This is a genomic window from Nocardia sp. NBC_01499 (assembly GCF_045040275.1).
Taxonomy (GTDB): domain Bacteria; phylum Actinomycetota; class Actinomycetes; order Mycobacteriales; family Mycobacteriaceae; genus Nocardia.
The window spans coordinates 6,164,191-6,184,589 of record NZ_CP109426.1 but is presented as its reverse complement, the minus strand read 5'-3'; the positions used below and the strand labels follow the sequence as shown (position 1 = coordinate 6,184,589).

At 66.3% G+C, this 20,399-nt stretch carries 15 protein-coding genes; 8 read left to right on the top strand and 7 right to left on the bottom strand.

Annotated elements, in window-relative coordinates:
• Positions 1 to 67: 67 nt before the first annotated feature.
• The 7 genes from OG203_RS28250 to OG203_RS28220 all read right to left on the bottom strand — a co-directional run bounded on the left by OG203_RS28250 (position 68) and on the right by OG203_RS28220 (position 11,276).
• Positions 68 to 1,156, bottom strand: coding sequence for an NAD(P)/FAD-dependent oxidoreductase (locus OG203_RS28250; protein WP_405160292.1), 1,089 nt, complete (start codon positions 1,154 to 1,156; stop codon positions 68 to 70).
• Between the two features lie 98 nt (positions 1,157 to 1,254).
• Positions 1,255 to 2,145 (bottom strand): RNA polymerase sigma-70 factor, encoded by an 891-nt coding sequence (locus OG203_RS28245; RefSeq protein ID WP_405168030.1) that lies wholly within the window; start codon positions 2,143 to 2,145, stop codon positions 1,255 to 1,257.
• A gap of 257 nt (positions 2,146 to 2,402) precedes the next feature.
• Positions 2,403 to 3,743, bottom strand: a complete 1,341-nt coding sequence (locus OG203_RS28240; RefSeq protein ID WP_405160291.1) for a phytoene desaturase family protein — start codon at positions 3,741 to 3,743, stop codon at positions 2,403 to 2,405.
• Positions 3,727 to 6,102 carry an MMPL family transporter gene (locus OG203_RS28235; RefSeq protein ID WP_405160290.1) on the bottom strand — a complete coding sequence of 792 codons (2,376 nt, stop codon included), beginning with the start codon at positions 6,100 to 6,102 and terminating at the stop codon, positions 3,727 to 3,729. Before OG203_RS28235 ends, OG203_RS28240 begins: the two co-directional genes overlap by 17 nt.
• Positions 6,099 to 6,377 (bottom strand): acyl carrier protein, encoded by a 279-nt coding sequence (locus tag OG203_RS28230; protein WP_405160289.1) that lies wholly within the window; start codon positions 6,375 to 6,377, stop codon positions 6,099 to 6,101. The genes OG203_RS28235 and OG203_RS28230 overlap by 4 nt, the downstream gene beginning before the upstream one ends.
• Before the next feature lie 52 nt (positions 6,378 to 6,429).
• Positions 6,430 to 8,898 carry an aminotransferase class III-fold pyridoxal phosphate-dependent enzyme gene (locus tag OG203_RS28225; RefSeq protein ID WP_405160288.1) on the bottom strand — a complete coding sequence of 823 codons (2,469 nt, stop codon included), beginning with the start codon at positions 8,896 to 8,898 and terminating at the stop codon, positions 6,430 to 6,432.
• Positions 8,898 to 11,276 (bottom strand): hypothetical protein, encoded by a 2,379-nt coding sequence (locus OG203_RS28220; protein WP_405160287.1) that lies wholly within the window; start codon positions 11,274 to 11,276, stop codon positions 8,898 to 8,900. Before OG203_RS28220 ends, OG203_RS28225 begins: the two co-directional genes overlap by 1 nt.
• 946 nt (positions 11,277 to 12,222) lie before the next feature.
• Between OG203_RS28220 and OG203_RS28215 the strand changes: the two genes are divergently transcribed.
• The 8 genes from OG203_RS28215 to OG203_RS28180 are packed head-to-tail and all read left to right on the top strand — an operon-like array spanning position 12,223 to position 20,314.
• Complete coding sequence (locus OG203_RS28215) at positions 12,223 to 12,495, top strand: acyl carrier protein (RefSeq protein ID WP_405160286.1); 273 nt, start codon at positions 12,223 to 12,225, stop codon at positions 12,493 to 12,495.
• Entirely contained in the window at positions 12,492 to 13,493 is a 1,002-nt protein-coding gene (locus OG203_RS28210; protein WP_405160285.1) for an acyl-CoA desaturase, read from the top strand. The genes OG203_RS28215 and OG203_RS28210 overlap by 4 nt, the downstream gene beginning before the upstream one ends.
• Complete coding sequence (locus tag OG203_RS28205) at positions 13,490 to 15,184, top strand: AMP-binding protein (protein WP_405160284.1); 1,695 nt, start codon at positions 13,490 to 13,492, stop codon at positions 15,182 to 15,184. The genes OG203_RS28210 and OG203_RS28205 overlap by 4 nt, the downstream gene beginning before the upstream one ends.
• Positions 15,181 to 16,227 carry an SDR family oxidoreductase gene (locus OG203_RS28200; RefSeq protein ID WP_405160283.1) on the top strand — a complete coding sequence of 349 codons (1,047 nt, stop codon included), beginning with the start codon at positions 15,181 to 15,183 and terminating at the stop codon, positions 16,225 to 16,227. Before OG203_RS28205 ends, OG203_RS28200 begins: the two co-directional genes overlap by 4 nt.
• Position 16,228: 1 nt before the next feature.
• Positions 16,229 to 17,170: an SDR family NAD(P)-dependent oxidoreductase gene (locus tag OG203_RS28195; RefSeq protein WP_405160282.1), complete on the top strand. Its 942-nt coding sequence runs from the start codon at positions 16,229 to 16,231 to the stop codon at positions 17,168 to 17,170.
• Complete coding sequence (locus OG203_RS28190; protein ID WP_405160281.1) at positions 17,167 to 18,039, top strand: class I SAM-dependent methyltransferase; 873 nt, start codon at positions 17,167 to 17,169, stop codon at positions 18,037 to 18,039. Before OG203_RS28195 ends, OG203_RS28190 begins: the two co-directional genes overlap by 4 nt.
• A 21-nt stretch (positions 18,040 to 18,060) precedes the next feature.
• On the top strand, positions 18,061 to 19,074 hold the full coding sequence (locus tag OG203_RS28185) for a 3-oxoacyl-ACP synthase III family protein (protein WP_405160280.1): 1,014 nt from the start codon (positions 18,061 to 18,063) through the stop codon (positions 19,072 to 19,074).
• Positions 19,075 to 19,117: 43 nt separating this feature from the next.
• Positions 19,118 to 20,314 (top strand): acyl-CoA dehydrogenase family protein, encoded by a 1,197-nt coding sequence (locus tag OG203_RS28180; protein ID WP_405160279.1) that lies wholly within the window; start codon positions 19,118 to 19,120, stop codon positions 20,312 to 20,314.
• Positions 20,315 to 20,399 lie beyond the last annotated feature (85 nt).

Here is a 20,399-nt window from a genome sequence, read left to right as displayed (position 1 = left end):
ATCCGTTATCGGACTCCGGTGCCGGATAAGCGCACCAGCACCGGAAACAGCTCGGCGACAAGCGAATTCAGCGCCGGGCTACCCACCCTGCGCCACGCACGATCAGCTCTTTCACCCAGGCCGCCGTCCGGCCGGTCAGCACGATGCGTCCCGGCGAATCGTCGGCGTGCAGGAACTGGATGAGACCGTCCCGGCGGCCGAGGCTCAGGCACTGCAGCACGAACCGGTACCGCAGCCGCCCCGGCTCCGCTCCGCGCAACCGCGCGGCAACGGCGTCGGCCGCGTACGTGCCGGTGGGCAGCGCGGTCGCGCAAGCCATCCGCAGTTCCCGGCCGCCTGGACCCGCGATCACGGCACTGTCGCCCGCCGCGTACACGTCCGGATGCGAGACGGACCGCAGCGACGCGTCGGTCAGTACCCGGCCTGCGCCGTCGACCGAAAGGCCCGCTCGCGCCGCCAGATCCGGCACGGCGAAGCCGGCGGTCCACACGGTCGCGGCGGACCCGATCAACGACCCGTCGGCCAGCCGCACCCCGCCCTCGGTCACCTCGATCACCTTGGCATCCGAGCGGATCTCGACGCCGAGCCGCTCGAGCACCCGGCGAATATGCGCCTGCGCCCGCGGCGACAGCCACGCACCCGGTTCCTCCGGGCTGAGCAACGACACGCGCGAATCCGGTTGTGACTCAGCGAGTTCTGCGGCCAGTTCGATCCCGGTGGCGCCGGCACCGACCACGACGACGGCCCCACCGGGCGCCGTGAAGCGGTCCGCGTCCTCGGGTGTCGAGACCGAGTGGGCGTGCTCCGCCACACCCGGGACACCGTTCTGATCGGCGATGCTGCCCAGTGCGTACACGAGGGTGTCGTAGTCGAGAACCGTTGCGGTGTCAAGCAATACCCGCTTGTCCTCGGTATCGATCTCGCTCGCACGCGCGTTGACGAAGCGAATCTTCTTGCTTTCCAATATTTCTCGCAGATCCCATGCCGAAATCTGTTGTCCGGCCGCCTGTTGATGCAGCCGTACCCGCTCGACGAAGCGGGCGCGTGCGTCGACGACGGTGATCTCGGCCCCGCGCGCCGTGCGCACGAGGCGCCCGGCTGCCGCCAGGCCCGCGTACCCCGCGCCGAGGACGACGATCCGATGCTGTCCGGTCATGATGTGGCTCCTTTTCGATCGGCCGACACCCTTCAGACCGGACAGCGCAACCATCCCTGACAACTACGCGCCGTGAAGCACGTCACTCTCGCCGAAAACTACTTCGAAGCCCCCGCAGACCTGGCGAAATAGGCCAGCTTCTCGGGATTCACGACCAGCCGCAGCGTGGCGACCGCGCCATCGACCAGCTCAACCCCGGCGACGAGCAGCGGCACGCCGTCCACCCTGGCCACCGCGGCGGGCGCGCCGTTGACCTCCTCGATGAACAGCTCCAACCCGGGCACCTCCCACCGGAACAGGCCGCACAGGTATCGCGCGACCTTCTTCGCACCGACGACCGGGACCTTGGCCGCGTTGATCTGACCACCGCCGTCCGCGATCGAGACGACATCGGCGGTCAGCATCTGCTCCAGCGATTCGACATCCCCGGTACGCGCCGCCTTCAGGAACCGCTTGATCAACTCGCCCGCGTACTCGCTCGGAATGTCGAAGCGCGCCCGGCCTTCCCGCACCCGCACCCCGGCCCGCCGGTAGATCTGCTGCGAGTTGGCCTCGGTGATGGTGAGCATGTCGGCGATCTCGCGATGGGCGTAGCCGAACGCCTCGCGCAGCACGAACACCGCCCGCTCCACCGGACTCAACCGCTCCATCGTGGTCAGCAGCGCGAACGAAACCAGCTCGCGCTCTTCGACGGTCTCCAGCGGACCGAGCTCACCGCGCGCGGTGGACACCGGCTCGGGCAGCCACGGCCCGACGTAGGTCTCCCTGCGCGCCCGCGCCGAAACCAGCCAGGTGCGGCACAGATTCACCAGCACGGTGGTCAACCAGGCCTCGGCGGAACGGATTCGGTCACGATCGGCGCCATCCCAGCGCAGATAGGTCTCCTGCACGGCGTCTTCGGCCTCACCGGCCGACCCGAGCATCCGGTACGCGAGTGCGAACAGCCGGGGACGATGCGCCACGAATACGCCCAACCCGTCCGGCTCCATCGCTACCTTCTTCCGCGCCCACCCGCCGGTGACGACCGTACCGCTCGCTCGCGCGGGTAACCGCAGGTGCTCGCCGCGCGCGGCATCCGAGAAACCGAACAGCCGCTTCAGACCGAACCGCGCGACACCGAAGCCGCCGCCGCCCAACCCCGCGACGCCGAAGCCGCCAACCGCCGCAACAGTGCTCATAGTGCAGCAGCATCCCCGCCACCGCTTTTCAAGTCCTTAAGACTTCCCAAAACCGGCAATAGCGCCGTTCAGCTCCGCGATCCGACGGCCTTGCTCGCCACGATCTCCTCGACCACCGCGCACGACGTCTTGGCGACCGACTCCATGCCGCCGTCCCCGAAGTCCTTCACCCCATCGCCGACGTTCCACAGATTGGCGATGGGTGTGCCGCGCGCGATATCGGTCCCTGGCGCCGCGTGCTGGCCCGGCCAGGCATCGCGGTTGACCGCGACCGACAACACCCGCGCCTCACCGAACGCGGGAAACATGGCCCGCAGATCCTCGATGAGCAGCTCGGACTCGCGCGCACTGTCGAAATCACCGGCCACCGTGGCCGGTAATCCCCAGCCGACGTAGAGATGCCAGCCCTCGGGAGCCATCTCCGGGCAGGTGGCGGTGAAGTTGATGACCTCGAGCAACCTGCCGTGCTTGGTCCGGCCGAAGGTCATCGCACCGAAGCGCCCCAACGGTTTTCGGGTGGCGAAGTTGACCGCCATCAGCGCCGCGGCCCTTGTCTCCTGTACCGCCTTCAGGTACTCCGGCGTAAAGTGTTGCGCCCCAACCAATTCGACGGTGTTGCGCGGGCCGGTATCGCTGATCGCGATGGCACAGTCGATGTCGACCTCGGCCCCGTCCTTGACCAGCACCGCCCCGGTGACCAGGCCGTCCTCGACCCGAAGGCCGCGCACCTCGGTGGCGGTCGACAGTTGGCCGCCCAGCTCGAGGAATCGGTCGGTCAACGCCCGAGCGACCCCGATGCTGCCCGCCGGATGGAAGCCGAACTTGCGCAGTCCGGTCTTCTCCGAGAAGAAGGTGAACACGGCCGCGGCGGGCAACTCGTGCTCGTCGGTGACGAAGAACGAGGCAAGCGGATTGCGCAGCATCGCGTGGAGCTGTTTGTTCTTGGTGAATCGGCTCAGCCACGCCTCGAAGGTCAGCTCGTCGGTGCGCAGGCCACGCTTCGCCGATGCCCGAGGCAGCCGGGCCAAGCTCACCTTGCAGATCCAGCGCAACATACCGTTGGCCCAGCCGCCGATGACCGGGGTGAGGTTCACCGTCACGGGCCCCAACCGCAGCACAACGCTGCGCTTGGGTACCCGCACAGCCTGGTCGGTCGGCGCGGTGGCGCCGTACGTCACGCCGACCGTGCCGCACAGCTCCTCCAGTGCGCCACCGAATTCGAAGGCGGCCGCACCGGTATTGACCAGGAATCCGTCGATCTCCTCGGTCGAGGCGCGGCCGCCGATCCGGTCGAGTCGTTCCACGAGCAAGGTCCGGTATCCGCGCTCGGCGAGCAACACCGCGGCGCAGATCCCGCCCATGCCCGCGCCGACAACGAGGACGTCATAACTGTCATTGGTTGGTGGCACGTGCGCTCCCCTTTTCGGTGCCGACGCCGGACACTCGTGCGCCCGACGGCCACCAGTTCCACCGGCCCATCAACTTCATCGCCGCCGGCACGATGACGATCCGCACCAGCGTCGCGTCCAGTGCGACGGCGACAGCAAGGCCGATGCCCATCTGTTGCATCAGCATGTTCCCCGCGATACCGAAGGCCGCGAAGACGACGATCATCAACGTCGCGGCACCGGTGATGAGCGGCGCAGTGCGCGCCATGCCGCGAGCAACGGCGAGTTCGTTGTCACTACCGGCGCGGTACTCCTCCCTGACCCGGCTCAACAGGAACACCTCGTAGTCGGTACTCAGGCCGACGATCATGGCAAGTACCAGCGGCGGGACGAACGCGACCAGATAGCCGGACTGATCGAAGACCGGCCCGGCGCCCCACCCGTACTGGAAGATCATGACCAGCACCCCGAACGTCGCGCCGACCGAAAGCGCGTTCATCGCAATGGCTTTCAGCGGCAGGAACACCGAACGGAACGACAGCAGCAGCACGGTGTAGACCGCGATCAGCATCAGGCCGATCACCAGCGGCAACGCGTCCGAGATCACCCGGTTCACGTCCTCGGCGCGCTGCGTCGCGCCACCGACCTCGGCCGTCAGCGGGGCGGGCAACTGCCCCATCCGTTGGGTGACCAGTTCCAAGATCCGATGGGTGTCCCGATCCGCCGCATCGTGCTTTCCGGAAATCTCGACGACGAAGTGGTGATCGTCGTCGGAGATGAAGTAGCGCACGCCCTGCTTCGCGTCCGCGGGCAGTCGATCGAACGCCGCCGGTGCCAGCGCCGCGAGCGGATCGGTCGCGGAGACCTGGCGCAGCACGGTCAACGCCGAATTCACCCTTGCCACATCGGGTATCGCCGTGACGTCGTCGACGAAGCTGGTCAGCGCGCCCGCGACAGCCGGGTCGGTCAGCGGCGCCTGGCTGCTGATCACGACCTGGATCGGCAAGGCGACACCAGGACCGAACTGGTCGGACATGTGATCGAAGCCGAGCCGGATCGACGAACTCGACGACAGAATCCGCGGGTCGGGCAGCGACAGCGTCATGCTTGCCGCCGGGATCGCGAGCGCGAGCAGCACCGCCGCCCCCGCGATCAGCGAAACCACCGGCCGCCGCATCACTGCCAATGCCATGCGGTACCAGCGGTGGGTGGCCAACTCCTCGTTGGTCGCGGACTCGACGCCGCCGACCCCGCCTGGCAGTCGCACCCGGCCCGCGTTGATCCGGTGGCCGAGCAGATGCAGCAGCACCGGCGTGAGCATGATCGAGATCAGCACCGAGAGGGCGACGACGAGCGCGGCACCGGCGGCGAGTGACACGATCGCGTTCAACCGAACCACGAACAGCGCCGCGGCCGCGACGATGATCGTCACGCCGGACGCGATCACGGTGTGCCCGGACGTGCCGAGCGTGGTGGCGACCGCCGAGCGCACGTCACGCCCGATCGCCAACTCCTCTTTGAAGCGTTTGATCATGATCAGCGAGTAGTCCACCCCGACACCGAGGCCGAACATGAGCACGATGTTCTGCACGAAGATGGACAGCTCGACGTGCGGGGCGATGAACCCGAGGACGCCGAGCGCGAAAACCACGCTGGTCAATGTCGTTGCCATCGCGGCGAGCGCGGCGACCACGCTGCGGAACAGCAACAGCAGGACGAGAGCGACCAGCGGCAGCGCGATCGCCTCGGCGCGCACCAGGCTGATCACCACCTCCTCGTTGATCGCGCCCTGGAAGATCTGCACATTCACCAGGGCTACGTCGAGCCCTTGCGAGTCGAAGCGTTTGACCAGATCCTTCTGCACGTTCGGCAGGTCTTTGGTCGCCTCGTCATCGTTGAGGCCGGATCCGATGGAGGTCACCACCGTCGCGCGGTCCGCGCCGAGGAAGGTGCCCCGGTTCAACGGTGACAGCGTGCTCCAGCCGAAGCTGCTCTCGGCCCGAAGCCGGGAATCGGCGAGCACGGTATCGAAGACTTCGCGGGTGCGCTGGTCGAAAGCCGGTGCGGCCGCGGTGTTCTCGCGATCGTGCACCACCAGCGCCGCCGTTGTCGTCCCGCGCCCCTGCAGGCCCTCGGACAGCAGTTCGCGCACCGCGACGGTGCCGGAGCCCGCGACATCCCAGCCGCCACTCTGCAGCGATCCGAACAGCGTCAGCCCGCTGACCGCGCCGATGCCGAGCAGTACCACCCAGACCGCGACGATCCGCCATCTGTTGCGGGCGGCGAAGTCCGAGACAACCGTCGGCCAGCCACTGGCGAGCGGCCCGAGGCCGTCGTCCGGTTCTGGATCGGCGGACAAGACGTTTGGTTCTCCGGTCACTGGGCGGTACCGGGGGTCGCTACATCACGCTTGGACATCAGATCGCCGACCAGATCCACTACATCGCTGATGGTGCGCACGTCCGTCAACTGCTCACGTTCGACGGTCTGGCCGAGTTGACCTTCGAGCAGCTCGATGAGATCGACGAAGTCGATGGAATCCATACCCAGATCATCGCGCAGATCGATCTGCTGATCGCTCACTTCGTCTTCCGACATGTCCAAAGTTTCGCTGAGCATCTTGGTGACACGCTGTTGGATGAGTTCGCGGTCCATGATTGTCCTCCGTGTTCGGGTGTGGCGGGTGCTCGCGGCAGTCGGCGGGAGATCAACTGCCGAGCTTGTGCTGCATGGACGCACACACCTCGCCGGTGGCCGTGATGAACTTGTCGATATCGTCTTCGGTCAGCACCAGCGGTGGCTGAATTCGCATGACCTGGTTGCTGTTCGCGGTGATGAAGGTCAGTATCTGGTGCTCGGAACCCAGCGCGGAGACGAATCGCATACACAGCAGATCACTCAACGCCTGTTCGACGGCGGTGCCCGCCTGCTGCAGGCTGTCGCGCACCGAATCCGGCAGCGTCGCAGCGAATTCCCGCATGCCGCCGGGCAGCCTGGTCAGCGCTTCGGCGACCGCCGCCTGGGTCGCGCCGGCGAGGAAGGCTGGATCGAACGCGATCGCGTTCATCAGGCCGACGCCGCGCACCTCGGCGATGAAGTCGAACGGAGCGCAGACCTGCGCGAGTCCCTCGCGCAGTCGCTTGCCGAGCCGATCGGCGCGGGCGGGCAGCTGTTCGGCGATCAGCACGTCCAATGTCGCGAGACCCACTGCGGAGGCGAAGTTTCCGCCACCGAAGGTCGAGGTGTGTGCGATCGCCCGCGTCGGCGAATCGTAGGCGGCATCCCAGACCTCGGCGGTGGCCAGCGTCGCACCGATCGGCACCAGACCGCCGGACAGCGACTTCGCGATGCAGAGCACGTCCGGCTCGACCAGATGGGACTCACAGGCGAACATGGTGCCGGTGCGGCCGAGTCCGGTCTGGATCTCGTCGACGATGAACAGCGCGTTCGCCTCCCGGCAGATGCGCGCCGCGGCGGCGAGATAGCCCTGCGGAGCGGGGATTACGCCGCCCTCGCCCTGCACCGGTTCGATGATGAAGGCCGCGGCGCCCTCGATCGCCGCGCGCAACGCCGCCTCGTCGCCGTAGGCGACGCCGACGCAGTCCGGCAGCAACGGCTGGAACTGTGCCCGGTGCGCCTCCCGGCCGGTCACCGAGAGCGCGCCGAGGGTCTTGCCGTGATAACTGTTCTCGGCGTACACAATTCGGGTCCGGCCGGTCGCCGCCCGCGCCATCTTCAACGCGGCTTCGACCGCCTCGGTGCCGGAGTTGCTGAAGTAGACCCGCGCCATATCGCCGGGCGCGAGGTGGCACAGCCGTTCGGCGAGTTCACTTGTCCGTGCCGGCACCGACGTGTACTGGACGAAAGTGGGCTCACCGCTACTGAGGAACGTCCTGGCCGCCTTGGTTATCACCGGATGGTTGTGCCCGGTGTTCAAACAGCCGTAGCCCGCGACGAAGTCGAGATAGTCGGTGCCGTCGGCGGTGGTCAGCGTGGCACCGAGGCCGGAGGTGAACACCCTGTCGATGTTGTGGACCGCGTACATCGCGCTGACCGGAGGATTCACGTATTTCGCGAAACGCCTTTTGGCGAGGGCGGTTTCGTCGACCGTCGGCCGCGAACCGGTGCCACGGACACCGGCGAAGTCGAGGATGCGATCCGGCTCGATCGGTCGGCCGAGGCTCGCCGGCCGGGCCACCAGGAAGCCGTGTCCCGCCGCGAGCGCACCGATCTCGGCGACCCGTGCCGCGCTGAGATCCTTTCCTAGCGAATAAGATTCGGCTCGCCCCGACAGGGCGAGCACGATCGTCTCGGCGAGACAACCATTCAGCTGTTCGGAGAGGCCGAAGCCGCCGCCCAGCACCGCGCTCGACGTCGACATCAGGCCGCCATCGAGGATCAGCACATCGGCACGCGGGCGCTCGGCCCTGACCACATCTCGGGGCAGCGCGACATCGAGCACGATCGTGCCCGGCCGCAACGCCGACTCATCGATGATCGAGCCCGTCGACGAGGCCGCGACCACGATATCGCTGCTGGCAAGGCACACGGCGAGATCATCGGTGATCCGCACCCGATCTCGATGCTCCTGCGGGAATCCGGCGAGCAGCCGCTTCGGATCGACGCGGCCCTTGCGGCAGCTCAGCAGCACGGTGGCGCCGTCATCGAGCAGCATCCTCGCCAGCACCGACGCGATCGAACCCGGCGCGCCGACGACGCCGATGGCCGCGTCCTCGATCCGCTCACCGAGGGTGTCGAGCACCTGGTGCAGCATCGTGTGCGCGGCGTACGCGGTGAGCGAATTGCCGCTTGTCACACGGACATTGACCTGGTCGGCGATGCGAAGACCGCGGTTGCCGATGATCGACGTCGCGCCGCCGAGCCCGACGAGGTCGGCACCGCCGGCCCGGAGTTGACGCACCTGGTCGACGACGTAAGAGACCGAGTCCGACACGTTGCCGAGCAGGTCTTCGGCGGTGTACGGGATATACCGCACCTCGCCCGTGCAGGTCGCGCCCGTCGCCGAAACGACACGGCCGAACGACGGCACCGGAAGGAACCGCGGATTCCAGCTCCGGCCGGTGCGGCCCGCCATCGTCGAACCGAGCAGCGTCGCCGCCCGCACCATGTTCTGCTGCTGACCCGATACGGGATGGACAAGGAAACCGAACTTCATCACTGCCTCCGATCCGGCAGCACACCAGCCAAAGACAGTGTCCTGCTAGACAGTTCGTCGCGCTGCCAACCGAAGGCCGACAGCACACTCAGCCCGTCGCCCTCATTGCTGTGGCCGACGAGCACGCTGTATAGATCAATGCTTCCCCGGTGCGAGAACCGGGCGATATCGATGTCGCCGAAGGACGCCACCCGCCGATGGCGCACGGACAACGGACCGACCGAGCGGTCCCAGTCACCGTCGGCGAAGCTCAGCACACCGGTCTGCGTGCTCACCGCCGACAGCTCGTTGCTCTCCCGATAGGTGCGGATGACCGAATGGCCGCCGTTGACGAAACGAAAGATGCTCAGGTTCCGCTGAAACCGCGAGCCGTCCACCGCGATCTGCTGCACCAGGGACGGGAGGATATCCGGCGTCAGCGCGGCGGCACCGTCGCCGATGAAGGCGAGGACGTTCTCGTCGCGCCGGGTCAGCACGCCGGGCAGCGCCTGCAGGGCGTCGCCCATCAGCGCGCGGCCGAACCAGCCCGAATAGCCGACGCCGGTCCTCGGCAGGTTGCAGGTGGCGGAGAGCCCGGCGCGGCCGACGTCGTAGACCCCGGCGTAGCGGTAGCCGTCTTCTTCGATGAGGCGGGTGAGCTCGCCGCGCAGTCTGCGGCAGAAGTAGTTGATCGTCATCGGCCGAATCGGTAGCAGGCCAACAACATCCGAGGGCGAGTCGACGGTCGCGTCGATGGCGGCCCGGCGCAGCGCGAGGACCGTCGGGTCGACGTCGAGGCGATCGGCGATGGCCCGCAGCACCTTCTCGGTCTCACCGTGTACGACGAGGTCGGCGAACGGCGCGCGGTCACGCTCGTCGGCGATGATCTGGGCCGGGGCGATCCGGCGCAGCACCGACTCGGAGAACGGTGTGTCGATCTCAGCGATCGGCGTGTCGATGAACAGCAGCGCCTGTTCGCGCGCGGGGCGCACGCGGCCGTCGGCGTGCAGGTACTCGTAGACCCGCGACGAATAGCCGTAAAGGCTCATGGTGCCGAGGAATTCGGGCACCCGCCTGCCCCGGTGATACGCGCCGACGGCACCGGGTTTCGCGAGCGAATCGGCCAGCGCGATGCCCGCTTTCGACGCGAGCTCGTAGACCAGTGCGCGTCCGTCGTCGCTCAATTGGGCTGGCTGCCACAGCAACCGCTTGGGCGCCGAGTTCACCAGGCTCACCAATTGGTCCACCGCGGAGGGGCGAATCGCCTCGACCAGCGGTGCCTGGTCGGGCAGGGGTGCCGCGGCCTCGATCTCGACCGGGCCGATATCGCCGCTGACCCGCAACACATCTCGCGACGCGATGATCATCACCGGGCCGCGACCACTGCGATAGAGCGCGAACGCCTCGGCGAGGCCGCGGGCGATATCGGCGGCCACCCCGATATGGACCATGGCGAGCCCCTTGGCCCGCAGCGCCGCGCGCGAGTCCTCGTGGTGGTGGATGGTGCCCTGGAACGGATACCACTGTCCCGGTCGCGAATCCGCGCAGACGATGAATCCCGCCGATCGCGCGCGCAGGTGATTGGCCAGGGTGCCGCGGAACTCGTCGTGCATGCCGCTGGTCACCACAATGAGGTAGGGCGCGCGATCCAGTGTCCAGCGCGCCAGCGCCGAGCAGGCGAGACTGTGCTCGCTCGGGCCACGGACCACCGGATTGCCGTGCCCGCGTGCGTGTTGTTCCAGTCCGTCGATGAACGACGCCACGATCGAGCCGGTGTAGTAGTGCAGCCCCCACTCGGCGCCCGCCTCGTTGTCGAGGAACTGCGCCAGCGCCGCGCCGAGCGCGCTCGGACCGGGGTCGACCCTGAGTCTGCTGGTGAGATCGGCGTGCAGGGAATCGACGAAGGCGCAGGCGATGTCGGCGACCAGCACCCACTGCTCGTCGGGCGGCCAGCGGGGCGTAAAACACTCCATCGAGACGAACGGGTCGATGTCCGGCTCGGTGTATACCTGCACGGTGGCCGGTGCCACGGTGAACGCGACGGAGCGGGGCAGCGCGGCGGACAGCGCGGCCAACTGGTCCTGCAGCACCGCGGGATCGGTGACACGGTATCGGTGCTCGCGGTGGTCAACGATCAGCAACGTCAATACGGCGGGCTCGGTACCGACGGCGGCGGCGACCGCGGCGGGGGCAAGCGCCAGCGACGGTGCCTCGATCAAGACGTAGGAATCGGCAGGCGCCACCTGATCGAGGAATCGGTGTGCCCGGGCAAGTACGCACTGGTACTCGTCGTTTTCCGGTGCGGCCGCAGGCTCGGCGGCGATCCGAACATCCCGCGCACCCGCAAGATCGATAAGCACCCGGGCCGCGGCGGGCGCAACCCTATTCTCGTCGCTCACAACGACGATTAGTCGGCTTTGTGGTCTTGACGGCGCGGACAATGGCAACCTCCCCGCGAATTGAAGTGCACACGAATATATTCGCAGCACCGCTATTGGTGAAGTGAACCAGTCGGGCATACGTCAAGTCAATAGTTGATCTCTGCTATCCCGAATCGGATCACTTTAGTACCACACAATAGCCGGCACAGTCTCGCAATCAGACTGAATTGTGATCGAGTACCGACCGGTCGGCAACTGCGGCAGACTCGGCGCGGATTATCCACATACCCAGGGTGGATTGCCACAAAGTCTCGGCCTTGGCGCGGTACCCAGCTTCGGCCGGAATTAACAGTGACTTGCCCCAGTCTGCCGTCGGCCGAGCTTTCCGTACGTGCCCCTGATAAGTGGGCTAGACAGACCATTTATGCAGGTCAAACCCGTAACCGGCAGATACGCCAAAGGTCGTCGAATTCATGGGACGTATCAAGTTCGATACGCGACCTACCCCAGCGAACATTCCGGAAAGATAGCCCGATATTCGCAAGCGTGCATATCGAATGATCATCAACCACGACCGCACCGCCTCCAGCTTGCTATCTACAGCTTATTCGCCCAGTGGTAGCGCCAACCTGCACCGGAGCGTTGCGCAGCACGCACAGCTTATCTGGCAATTATCTGGAGAACATTACATTCGCTGAGGCGTAACAGGACTGATCAATGATCGAAAGCAGACCCATTGACACGTTCTCCGCAGCCGCCGTATCGTGATTTACGCGACATCAAACAGTCGATAGTCGTCAGCAACTAGTAACACGTTGAGCGCGATTCAGTGCAGGCCTTACTGGGGGGTCTCTCTGACTTAATTTCCGACTTCCGCTTTGCTGTTATTTCTGGTGCGCAATGTGGATATTCCAATGTCGGAAAATTTTTTATGCGCGCCTCGATACCGATAAGGGGCCAATCCGTGATCACTCTGGAAGAGATCGAGTCGAAGATCAAGCAGAAGCTCAAGGGCCACTTTCCAGCCGGCCTTGTGCTTACCGAAGACACTCCACTCGAAGACCTCGGCATGTCAAGCCTCCAAACGGCCGAAGTCGTCTTCGAAATCGAAGAGGACTACGAGATCGAATTCGATCCGGCCCGCGCGGCTGACGTGAAGACACTCGGGTCGCTGGTGGCGCTGGCCAACGACATCCTCGCGGAGAAGTACCCGTCCGAAGAAGAGGTCCCCCAATGAACGGACGGGAACACTACTTCTACATCATCGCGGCATCGATCCTTCCGTTCGTCGGCGTCATAGCGGCGATGATCCTGCTCTGGAATTCCCTGGTCGGCCCCGCTGACCTGGTGGTATTCGTGATCATGAGCGTGATCGGCGGCCTCGGCGTCTCGATCGGATACCACCGGCTGCTCGCGCACCGCGCGTTCAAGACCAACCGGCCGCTCAAGATATTCTTCGTCACCGCGGGCGCGATGGCGGGCCAGGGTCCGCCGCTGATCTGGGTCGCCCATCACCGGCGCCATCACCGCGTCGCCGATAAGGCTGGCGATCCGCACTCCCCGTATTACAACGGCGAGGTCGGCTTCGTCGGGATGATGAAGGGACTGTGGCATTCCCATCTCGGCTGGCTCTTCGACAAGGACCTCACCTCCGATCCGGTCCGTTACTGTCCTGACCTCTGCCGCGATTCCGATATCCGGTTCCTGTCGATCAACTTCCTGCCGGTGGTGCTCGCCGGGCTGCTGCTGCCCGGCCTGCTCGGTCTGGCATTGACCGGAACGCTGGCCGGGTTCCTCACCGGCATTCTGTGGGGTGGCCTGGTGCGGATGTTCATCGGCAACCATGTGACCTACGCCGTGAATTCCATCGGCCATGTCTTCGGCAGGCGCCGCTTCGACACCGCCGACGAGTCACGCAACGTTGCCTGGCTGGCGATCCCGTCGTTCGGCGAGTCGTGGCACAACAACCATCACGCGTTCCCACGCTCGGCGCGCCACGGATTCCGTTGGTGGGAGGTGGATCTGAGCGCGATGACCATCTTCTCGCTGGAGAAGCTGCACCTCGCCTCTGACGTCATCCGGATCGACCCGGTCAAGCTGCAGCAACGGGCCGACGGACTCACCAGGGTCGGCACCGGGCGCAGTGCGCCGCACCAACCGTCCCGTCCACTGGCCGAGCGCGGGCAGGCGAGCACCAAAGACAAGGCCCCGGTCGACGTGGCGGACGTGGAATGACAGCCTCCTCCTCCGTCGATGGCCTACCGGATCTCTGGCAACACCTGGTTGGCGACGCGCGATCATTCGAGTCGTGCGCTCGGTTCTGGGTCGACGGTTCCTACTCCTCGGTGACCTGGGCAGACCTGGTCGCCGAGGCGCAGGGAACCACCGCCGAGCTGCGGCGCCTCGGCGTCGCACCGGGGACCAGGGTGGCCATCGTGCTGTCCAACGGCCCCGGCGCCGCCAGGGCGTTGCTCGCGAGCTGGATGTGCGGGGCCGCCGTCGGGTCGCTGCCGGTCCGCGTGGCCGGCACCGACCCGCTCGGCTATGCCGAACAGCTGCGCGCCATCTGCGATCAACTCGAACCCGTTGTACTGCTTGCCGATTCAGAGATATTGGCGAGCATGCCCGACCCGTTGCACGCCACCGTTGGCACCCGCTCGTTCCAGTCGCTCGCCATCGATCGAGGCGGCCCAGAACCACGGCTGCCAGGCAACGACGACGTGGCGTTCATCCAATACTCCTCGGGCAGCACCGGCACGCCGAAGGGCTGCATGCTGACGCCGAGGGCGATCGCGGCGCAGCTCGACATGCTGGCGAAACTGACCGTCGCCGAACCAGGCGAGATCGGCGTCTCCTGGCTGCCGTGGTCGCACGATATGGGACTGTTCGGCGGCCTGCTGAGCGGTTGGTGGAACGACGTCACGACGTATTACTCGACGCCGCAACGGTTTTTGATGTCCCCGCGCACCTGGTTCGAGGACATCGCCCGCTACGGCGCGCACTACACGGCGGGCAGTCCGACCGCCTTGCAGGTGGCCGCGCGGGTCACCGTGCTGCGCGCCAAGACCCTGCCCGGTTCACTCGAGCAGCTGAAAGCGGCGATCATCGGCGCGGAACGGGTGCACTGGGAGGTACTCGAGGACGCGGTCGAGAGCCTCGGCCGCTTCGGCCTGCGCCGGGAGGCGTTGATGCCGGCCTACGGGTTGGCCGAGGGCACGCTCGCGGTCACCGCGACGCCACTCAACGACAAGCCGAGCTACGTCACCGTCGACTCCATCGCGCTGGCCGCGGGCGAGCTGTCGCTGGTCGAGCCGGACCATCCCGCGGCGACCAAGGTGGTCTCCGCCGGGCCGGTGTGCCCCGGCATGGAGCTGATCGAACCGCGACCGGGCCAACAGCGGCTCGCGCCGATCCGGTTCAGGTCGGTATCCCTGGCCTCCGGATATTACGGCGACAAGGCACGCACCGACGAGCACTTCCGCGACGGTGTCCTCGACACCGGCGATCTGGGTTTCGTCATCGACGATCACCTGTATCCGGTCGGACGCAGCGACGACATGATCTCGGTCGGTGGCCGCAATGTCTATCTGCGAGAAGTCGAATCGGCGATCGAGACGGCGAACGGGCTGCGGTTCGGCTGTACCACCCTGGTCGATTCCAGCCGGTCCGGGCAGCCCTGGCTGACCCTGCTGCTCGAGACGGGCGGTGCGCGCATCGATCACCGCGCGGTGGCGGAGTGTTCGGCGGGCGCGGCAATGTCCACCGGCGCACTGGAATTGGATGAGTGTGTGTTCCTGCGCCGCAACGCGCTGCCGCGTACGCCGAGCGGAAAGATCCAGCGCCACCGCTGCAAGCAGCAGCTTGCCGAAGGGCGGTTCACGCCGGTCGCAGTCGTGCAACTCGATGAACAGACGGAGTCCGCATGAATCAAGCTCCACCACACAAGAAACGACACATCCTGGTGACCGGCCCGTCCGGGGTGATCGGCCGGGCGCTGGTCGACCAATTGCGCGGGCATCACATCACCGGGCTCGTGCACGCCGATACCGAACTGCCCGATGTGACCGAGGTTGTGCACGGTGATCTCGCGCAGCCACGGCTCGGCCTTACCGAAGCCGAGTGGCACGAGCTCGCTGAGCGCACCGACGTCATCGTCCACTCGGGCGCGCTGACCACCTGGGGCCAACCTCGGGACCGGTATCAGAATATCAATATCGACGGCACCGAGCGCGTGCTGGAGTTCGCGCACCGGGCCGGCGCCCCCGTGCACTACCTCAGCACCTGCTTCGTGCACGCGATCGAACGAACCGACCTGCGAGATGTCGCGCAGGACAACGTAGTTCGCCCCTATATCTGGTCGAAGTTGGAATCGGAGCGGATGATCGCCGCGAGCGGCGTGCCCTACTCGATCTTCCGGCCGACCAACCTGGTCGGCGACTCGATGACCGGTGCAAGCAGCCGAAGGCAGATCGTGCAGGTCATGTCGGAATTCATCTGCCGGGGCAAGGCGCCGTACCTGCCGGCGCACCCGACCAACCGGCTCGATTTCATTCCCCTCGATGTCACCGTCGACGCGGTGGCCCGCGCCGTGGAGGCCGACGATCTGTGCGGACAGGTCTACTGGCTCACCTACGGCGAGGACGCCATGACGGTGCCCGAGGGCAGGGACATCCTGATCGAGCACGCGGCCTCCAGCGGCCGCGATATCAGCGACATTCCCATCGTTGATCCGAGATCACCACTGCCGGTGCCACTTTCGGAACTGCACCCGATGTCGAAGTCCTTCATCAAGGTGCTCATCGACGTCAGCGAGATGACCTTCGCCGCGGGCGGGATATTGCCCTCGTCGAAGACCGAACTCCAAGACCGCCTCGGCGTCGGCTTTCCGTCCGACCGCGACGCCTACCGCAACAGCCTGAAGTACTGGGCGAGTGAATCCGCCGATTCGGCTGCGACACAGAGGAGCTGAATTGACCGACAGCGACGCGACACACAGCAGCTGGCGCTCCCCCGACCTCTCCGATCGGGTCGCCTTGGTGACCGGCGCGAGCCGCGGTGTCGGACTCGGCATCGCGCTCGCCCTCGGCGACAGCGGGGCGACCGTCTACCTCACCGGCCGCAGTACCAGGGCCGGTGGCACCACCGAGGGCGTGCCAGGCACCATCGAGGACGCCGCCGAGCAGGTGACCGCGCGCGGCGGCAAGGGGATCGCGGTCCGCTGCGATCACACCGACGACGCCGACAATGCCGCGCTGATCACCCGCATCTCCGAATCCGAAGAGTGCCTTGACCTTCTGGTGAACAACGCCTGGGCGGGCTACGAACGCTTCAGCGAGGAGGCGCCCTTCCACGCGCCGTTCTGGAAGCAGCCGATGTGGCGCTACGACCTGTTCGCCGGATCGCTGCGCGGTCAATTCGCGGTGAGCAGACTGGCGGCGCCCTTGCTGATGAAGGCGGAGGCCGGCCTCATCGTGAACATCTCGTTCACCGACGGCGATGTCTATCTCGGCCAGACGCCGTACGACGTCGCCAAGACCGCGTCCGACCGGATGGTCGTCGGCATGGCCTACGACCTGCGCAAGACCCCGGTCACCGCGGTGGCCGTGCATCCGGGTTTCGTCCGCACCGAACGGGTCGCCGCCGCATGGGCATTGGTCGGCGAGGGTCCGGCCCAGATCGCGCACTCACCGGAGTATGTCGGCCGCGCCATCGCCGCGCTGAGCACCGACGCCGACCTCGCCTCCTACTCCGGCTCGCGGCTCTCGGTCGGCGATCTGGCCGCCAAGTTCGGATTCAACGATGTCGACGGCCGCCAGCCGCCGCCGTTCCGGCTGGAGGGCACCATCACGCTTGCCGCGCGCATGGAACGGCTCGGCCGCATCGCCCGCGCCGATCAGGGAGCTACGAAATGACCACGGAGACGGGCTATCTCGGTGCTTCGGCGGAGGCCATCCAGAGTCACTACGACGTCGGCAACGAGTTCTACCGACTGTGGCTCGACCCGAGCCGGACCTATTCCTGCGCCATGTGGGACGAGGCCGACGATTCGCTGGAGGTCGCCCAGCAACGCAAACACGACTACCTGGCGACGGGAGCCAACGCCACCGGTGCGAAACACGTGCTCGATGTCGGGTTCGGCTGGGGCGCGATGGTGCGGCGGCTGCTGGAAACGCATCACGTCGGACACGTCACCGGCTTGACCCTGAGCGCGGCGCAGCTGGCCTCCGCCGCCGAATGGGCCGACGAGCGTTGTGATCTGCGGTTGCAGAACTGGATCGAGCATCGGCCCGAGCAGCCCTATGACGCCATCGTCTCCATCGGCGCGATGGAGCATTTCGCCAATCTCGGGATGAGCAAGGCGGAGAAGGTCGAGGCGTATCGACAGTTCTTCGCCAGCTGCCGCGACTGGCTCGTCGAGGGTGGGCGGCTCGGGCTGCAAACCATTGTGCGCGGGCACAATACCGACGCCGAATGGCCGGTCCAGCGGGAGATGATCCGCGTCAACAAGTGGATCTTCCCGGAATCGGAGGTGCCGTGGCTTGCCGAGGTGTTCGAGGCGAGCCAGGGCCTGCTCTCGCCGATCTCGGTCCGCAACGACGCCGAGCACTACGCGCGGACCTGCCAGATATGGCTCGATCAACTGCGGGCGAACCGGGCCGAGGCGGTCGAGCTCGTCGGCGAGGAGACCACCGAACGGTACGAGCGCTATCTCCAGGTCTCGGTCACGGTGTTTCGCCGCAAGCACGCGGGTTTGGCCCGAATCATCTTCGAACGCTGGTAGATCGAGAACGGACGGAGTGTTATGTCCACCGGAATCCCGTTGAGTATCACTGATTTCGGGAGTTACCTTCCCGGCCCTCCCGTGCCAGCGACGTTCTTTTTCAGCGAGGAAGAACTGGCGAGCCCGCTTGGCAGCAATCCGATGTTCAAGGTGCCGTCCACCCGACATCACGTCAGCGACGAGCGCGCCGCCGAGATGATCGCGGCGGCGGCGCGGCCGATGTTCGAACGAATCGGCCTCGAACCCGAGGGCAACGTCGACCTGCTGATCACCAATGTGATGCTGCCCGACCATCCGATCACCGGATCGGGGGCCGAGGCGGCCGAGCTGCTCGGCTGCCGACCGGAATGGATCATCGACCTGCACAACGGCGGCTGCGCGTCCTTCGGCTACATGCTGAAGCTGGCGGAGAAGTTGATCGGCAGCGGAGCGGCGCGCAGCGCACTGCTGTGCAACGTGCAAAACGGTGCTGGACAGTTCTTTTCGCAACCCGGCATGCGCAAGAGTCCCTACGCGGCGGTGGCGGGCGACGGCTGCGGCGTCGCCTACGTCACGGCGGGTGGTGCCTCGCCGCTGCTCGGTGCCATCGTCAACCACGCGCCGGAGTTCGCGCGCGATCTGAAGCTGTCCGGAACCAGCCGGAAATACTGGGAACCGGGCACCGAGGAACTGATGGTGAGCTTCGATCAGGACAAGATCGGCGAACTCATCACCCGCGGTAACCGTTTGGTGCCCGAGGCGGTCACCGATCTGTGCAAACAGATCGGTGTCTCCACCGAGGACATCGACGTGCTGATCACCAATCAGCCGAACAAGCTGTTTCTGCAGAACTGGCGCCAAGCCCTCGGCGTTCCCGCCGAGCGGCACTTCGACAACTACGACGAGCTCGGGAACCTGTACACCGCCGGCGTGCCGGTGACGATGGAACGCGCGATCCGGGCCGATGCGATCGCCGACGGCGCTCTTGTCGTCTTCGCCGGGTTCGCGCACGCGGGGGATATGGCATCCGCAGCGGCCGTCCGCTGGCACGGATAGCTCTCGGAGAGGGGGGAATTATCCTGTCTGACAAGGAGATACAGTGACTTCCACACTCGAGACCAACGGTGCGAAGACCGAGATCGATACCGTGCTCGACGCGGTACGAGCGGCCATCCCGACGCTGCGCGCGAACGGGCCGCAAGCCGAGGCCGATCGATGGATTCCCGACCAGAACCTGGAGCTGCTTGCGAAGCCCGGTGTCTTCCGGATGGTGGTCCCGAAGAAATACGGCGGCCTAGATCTGCCGCTGCCCGATATCGCCCGCGTGCTCTCCGAGATCGGCCGTGGGTGCGGGTCGACCAGCTGGGTGACCTCCGCGTACACCAACGGCGGCTTCCTCGCGACCTTCCTGCCTGACAAGGCGCAGGCGGAGGCCTTCGACGGCGGTGAGGCCCGAATCTCGTTGAGCGTCACGCCATCCGGTGCGTTCACCGACGCCGACGGCGGCTACCGACTCAACGGCGGGTGGGCCTTCGCCTCCGGCTGCCGAGGGGCGAACTGGAGTCTCGTTCCCGGCGGCTATCAACGCGCCGACGAGACCTGGGATCAGTTGCTCGCCCTCGTGCCGACCAGGGAACTGGGCATCATGGACGACTGGCAGGTCAGTGCCGCGGCCGGAACCGGAAGCAGCACGATAACCGCCGCCGACGTCTTCGTGCCCGCGCACCGCGTGATCACCATCGACGAGATGCTGCACGGCGGCTCCGGCGACCGTGCGGACGGGCCGTATCCGGGACGGAGCTACTCGCTCATCAGTCTGGTCCTCGTCGAATCGGCGTCGGCGATCATCGGCATGGCCCGCGGCACCTACGACCTGTTCCTCGAGCGGATTCCCGGTCGGCCGATCTCGTACACGACCTGGTACGACCAGACTCAGCATCCGCTCACTCAGATCCAAGTCGGCACTGCCGCAAGCAAAATCGCGGCGGCGGAGGCCCTCGTCGAGCGTTGGGGCGCGTTGCTGCAAGAGCGCGCCGATGCCGGCGCGGAGCCGACGACCGAGGAGAAGATCGCCGTGCGAGGGCAGTGCTCCTACGCCATCCAGCTCGCCAAGGAGGCTGTCGAGGTATTGCACAGCGCCAGTGGCGGTTCGATGATCCGTAGCAGCTCGCACCTGCAGCGGTTCCATCGCGATGTGCTGGCGTTCTCGCTGCACGCGCTGCTGCATCCCAATGTCGGGCTCGAGGGCTACGGCCGCAGCCTGCTCGGCCTGGAGCCGAGCACGCCATTCCTCTGAGCGAGCAAGCACCCTGACCGAAAGAGACGTCAATGACCGAACTCGCCCCTTCCGTGTCCGCAAGCTCGGCGACGGGCCAGGTTAA

What these genes read in the sequence shown, in the direction of transcription:
- OG203_RS28250 (WP_405160292.1), bottom strand. Translation starts at nt 1,156, where the DNA reads ATGACCGGACAGCATCGGATCGTCGTCCTCGGCGCGGGGTACGCGGGC.
- OG203_RS28245 (WP_405168030.1), bottom strand. Translation starts at nt 2,145, where the DNA reads ATGGAGCCGGACGGGTTGGGCGTATTCGTGGCGCATCGTCCCCGGCTG.
- OG203_RS28230 (WP_405160289.1), bottom strand. Translation starts at nt 6,377, where the DNA reads ATGGACCGCGAACTCATCCAACAGCGTGTCACCAAGATGCTCAGCGAA.
- OG203_RS28225 (WP_405160288.1), bottom strand. Translation starts at nt 8,898, where the DNA reads ATGAAGTTCGGTTTCCTTGTCCATCCCGTATCGGGTCAGCAGCAGAAC.
- OG203_RS28210 (WP_405160285.1), top strand. Translation starts at nt 12,492, where the DNA reads ATGAACGGACGGGAACACTACTTCTACATCATCGCGGCATCGATCCTT.
- OG203_RS28205 (WP_405160284.1), top strand. Translation starts at nt 13,490, where the DNA reads ATGACAGCCTCCTCCTCCGTCGATGGCCTACCGGATCTCTGGCAACAC.
- OG203_RS28200 (WP_405160283.1), top strand. Translation starts at nt 15,181, where the DNA reads ATGAATCAAGCTCCACCACACAAGAAACGACACATCCTGGTGACCGGC.
- OG203_RS28190 (WP_405160281.1), top strand. Translation starts at nt 17,167, where the DNA reads ATGACCACGGAGACGGGCTATCTCGGTGCTTCGGCGGAGGCCATCCAG.
- OG203_RS28185 (WP_405160280.1), top strand. Translation starts at nt 18,061, where the DNA reads ATGTCCACCGGAATCCCGTTGAGTATCACTGATTTCGGGAGTTACCTT.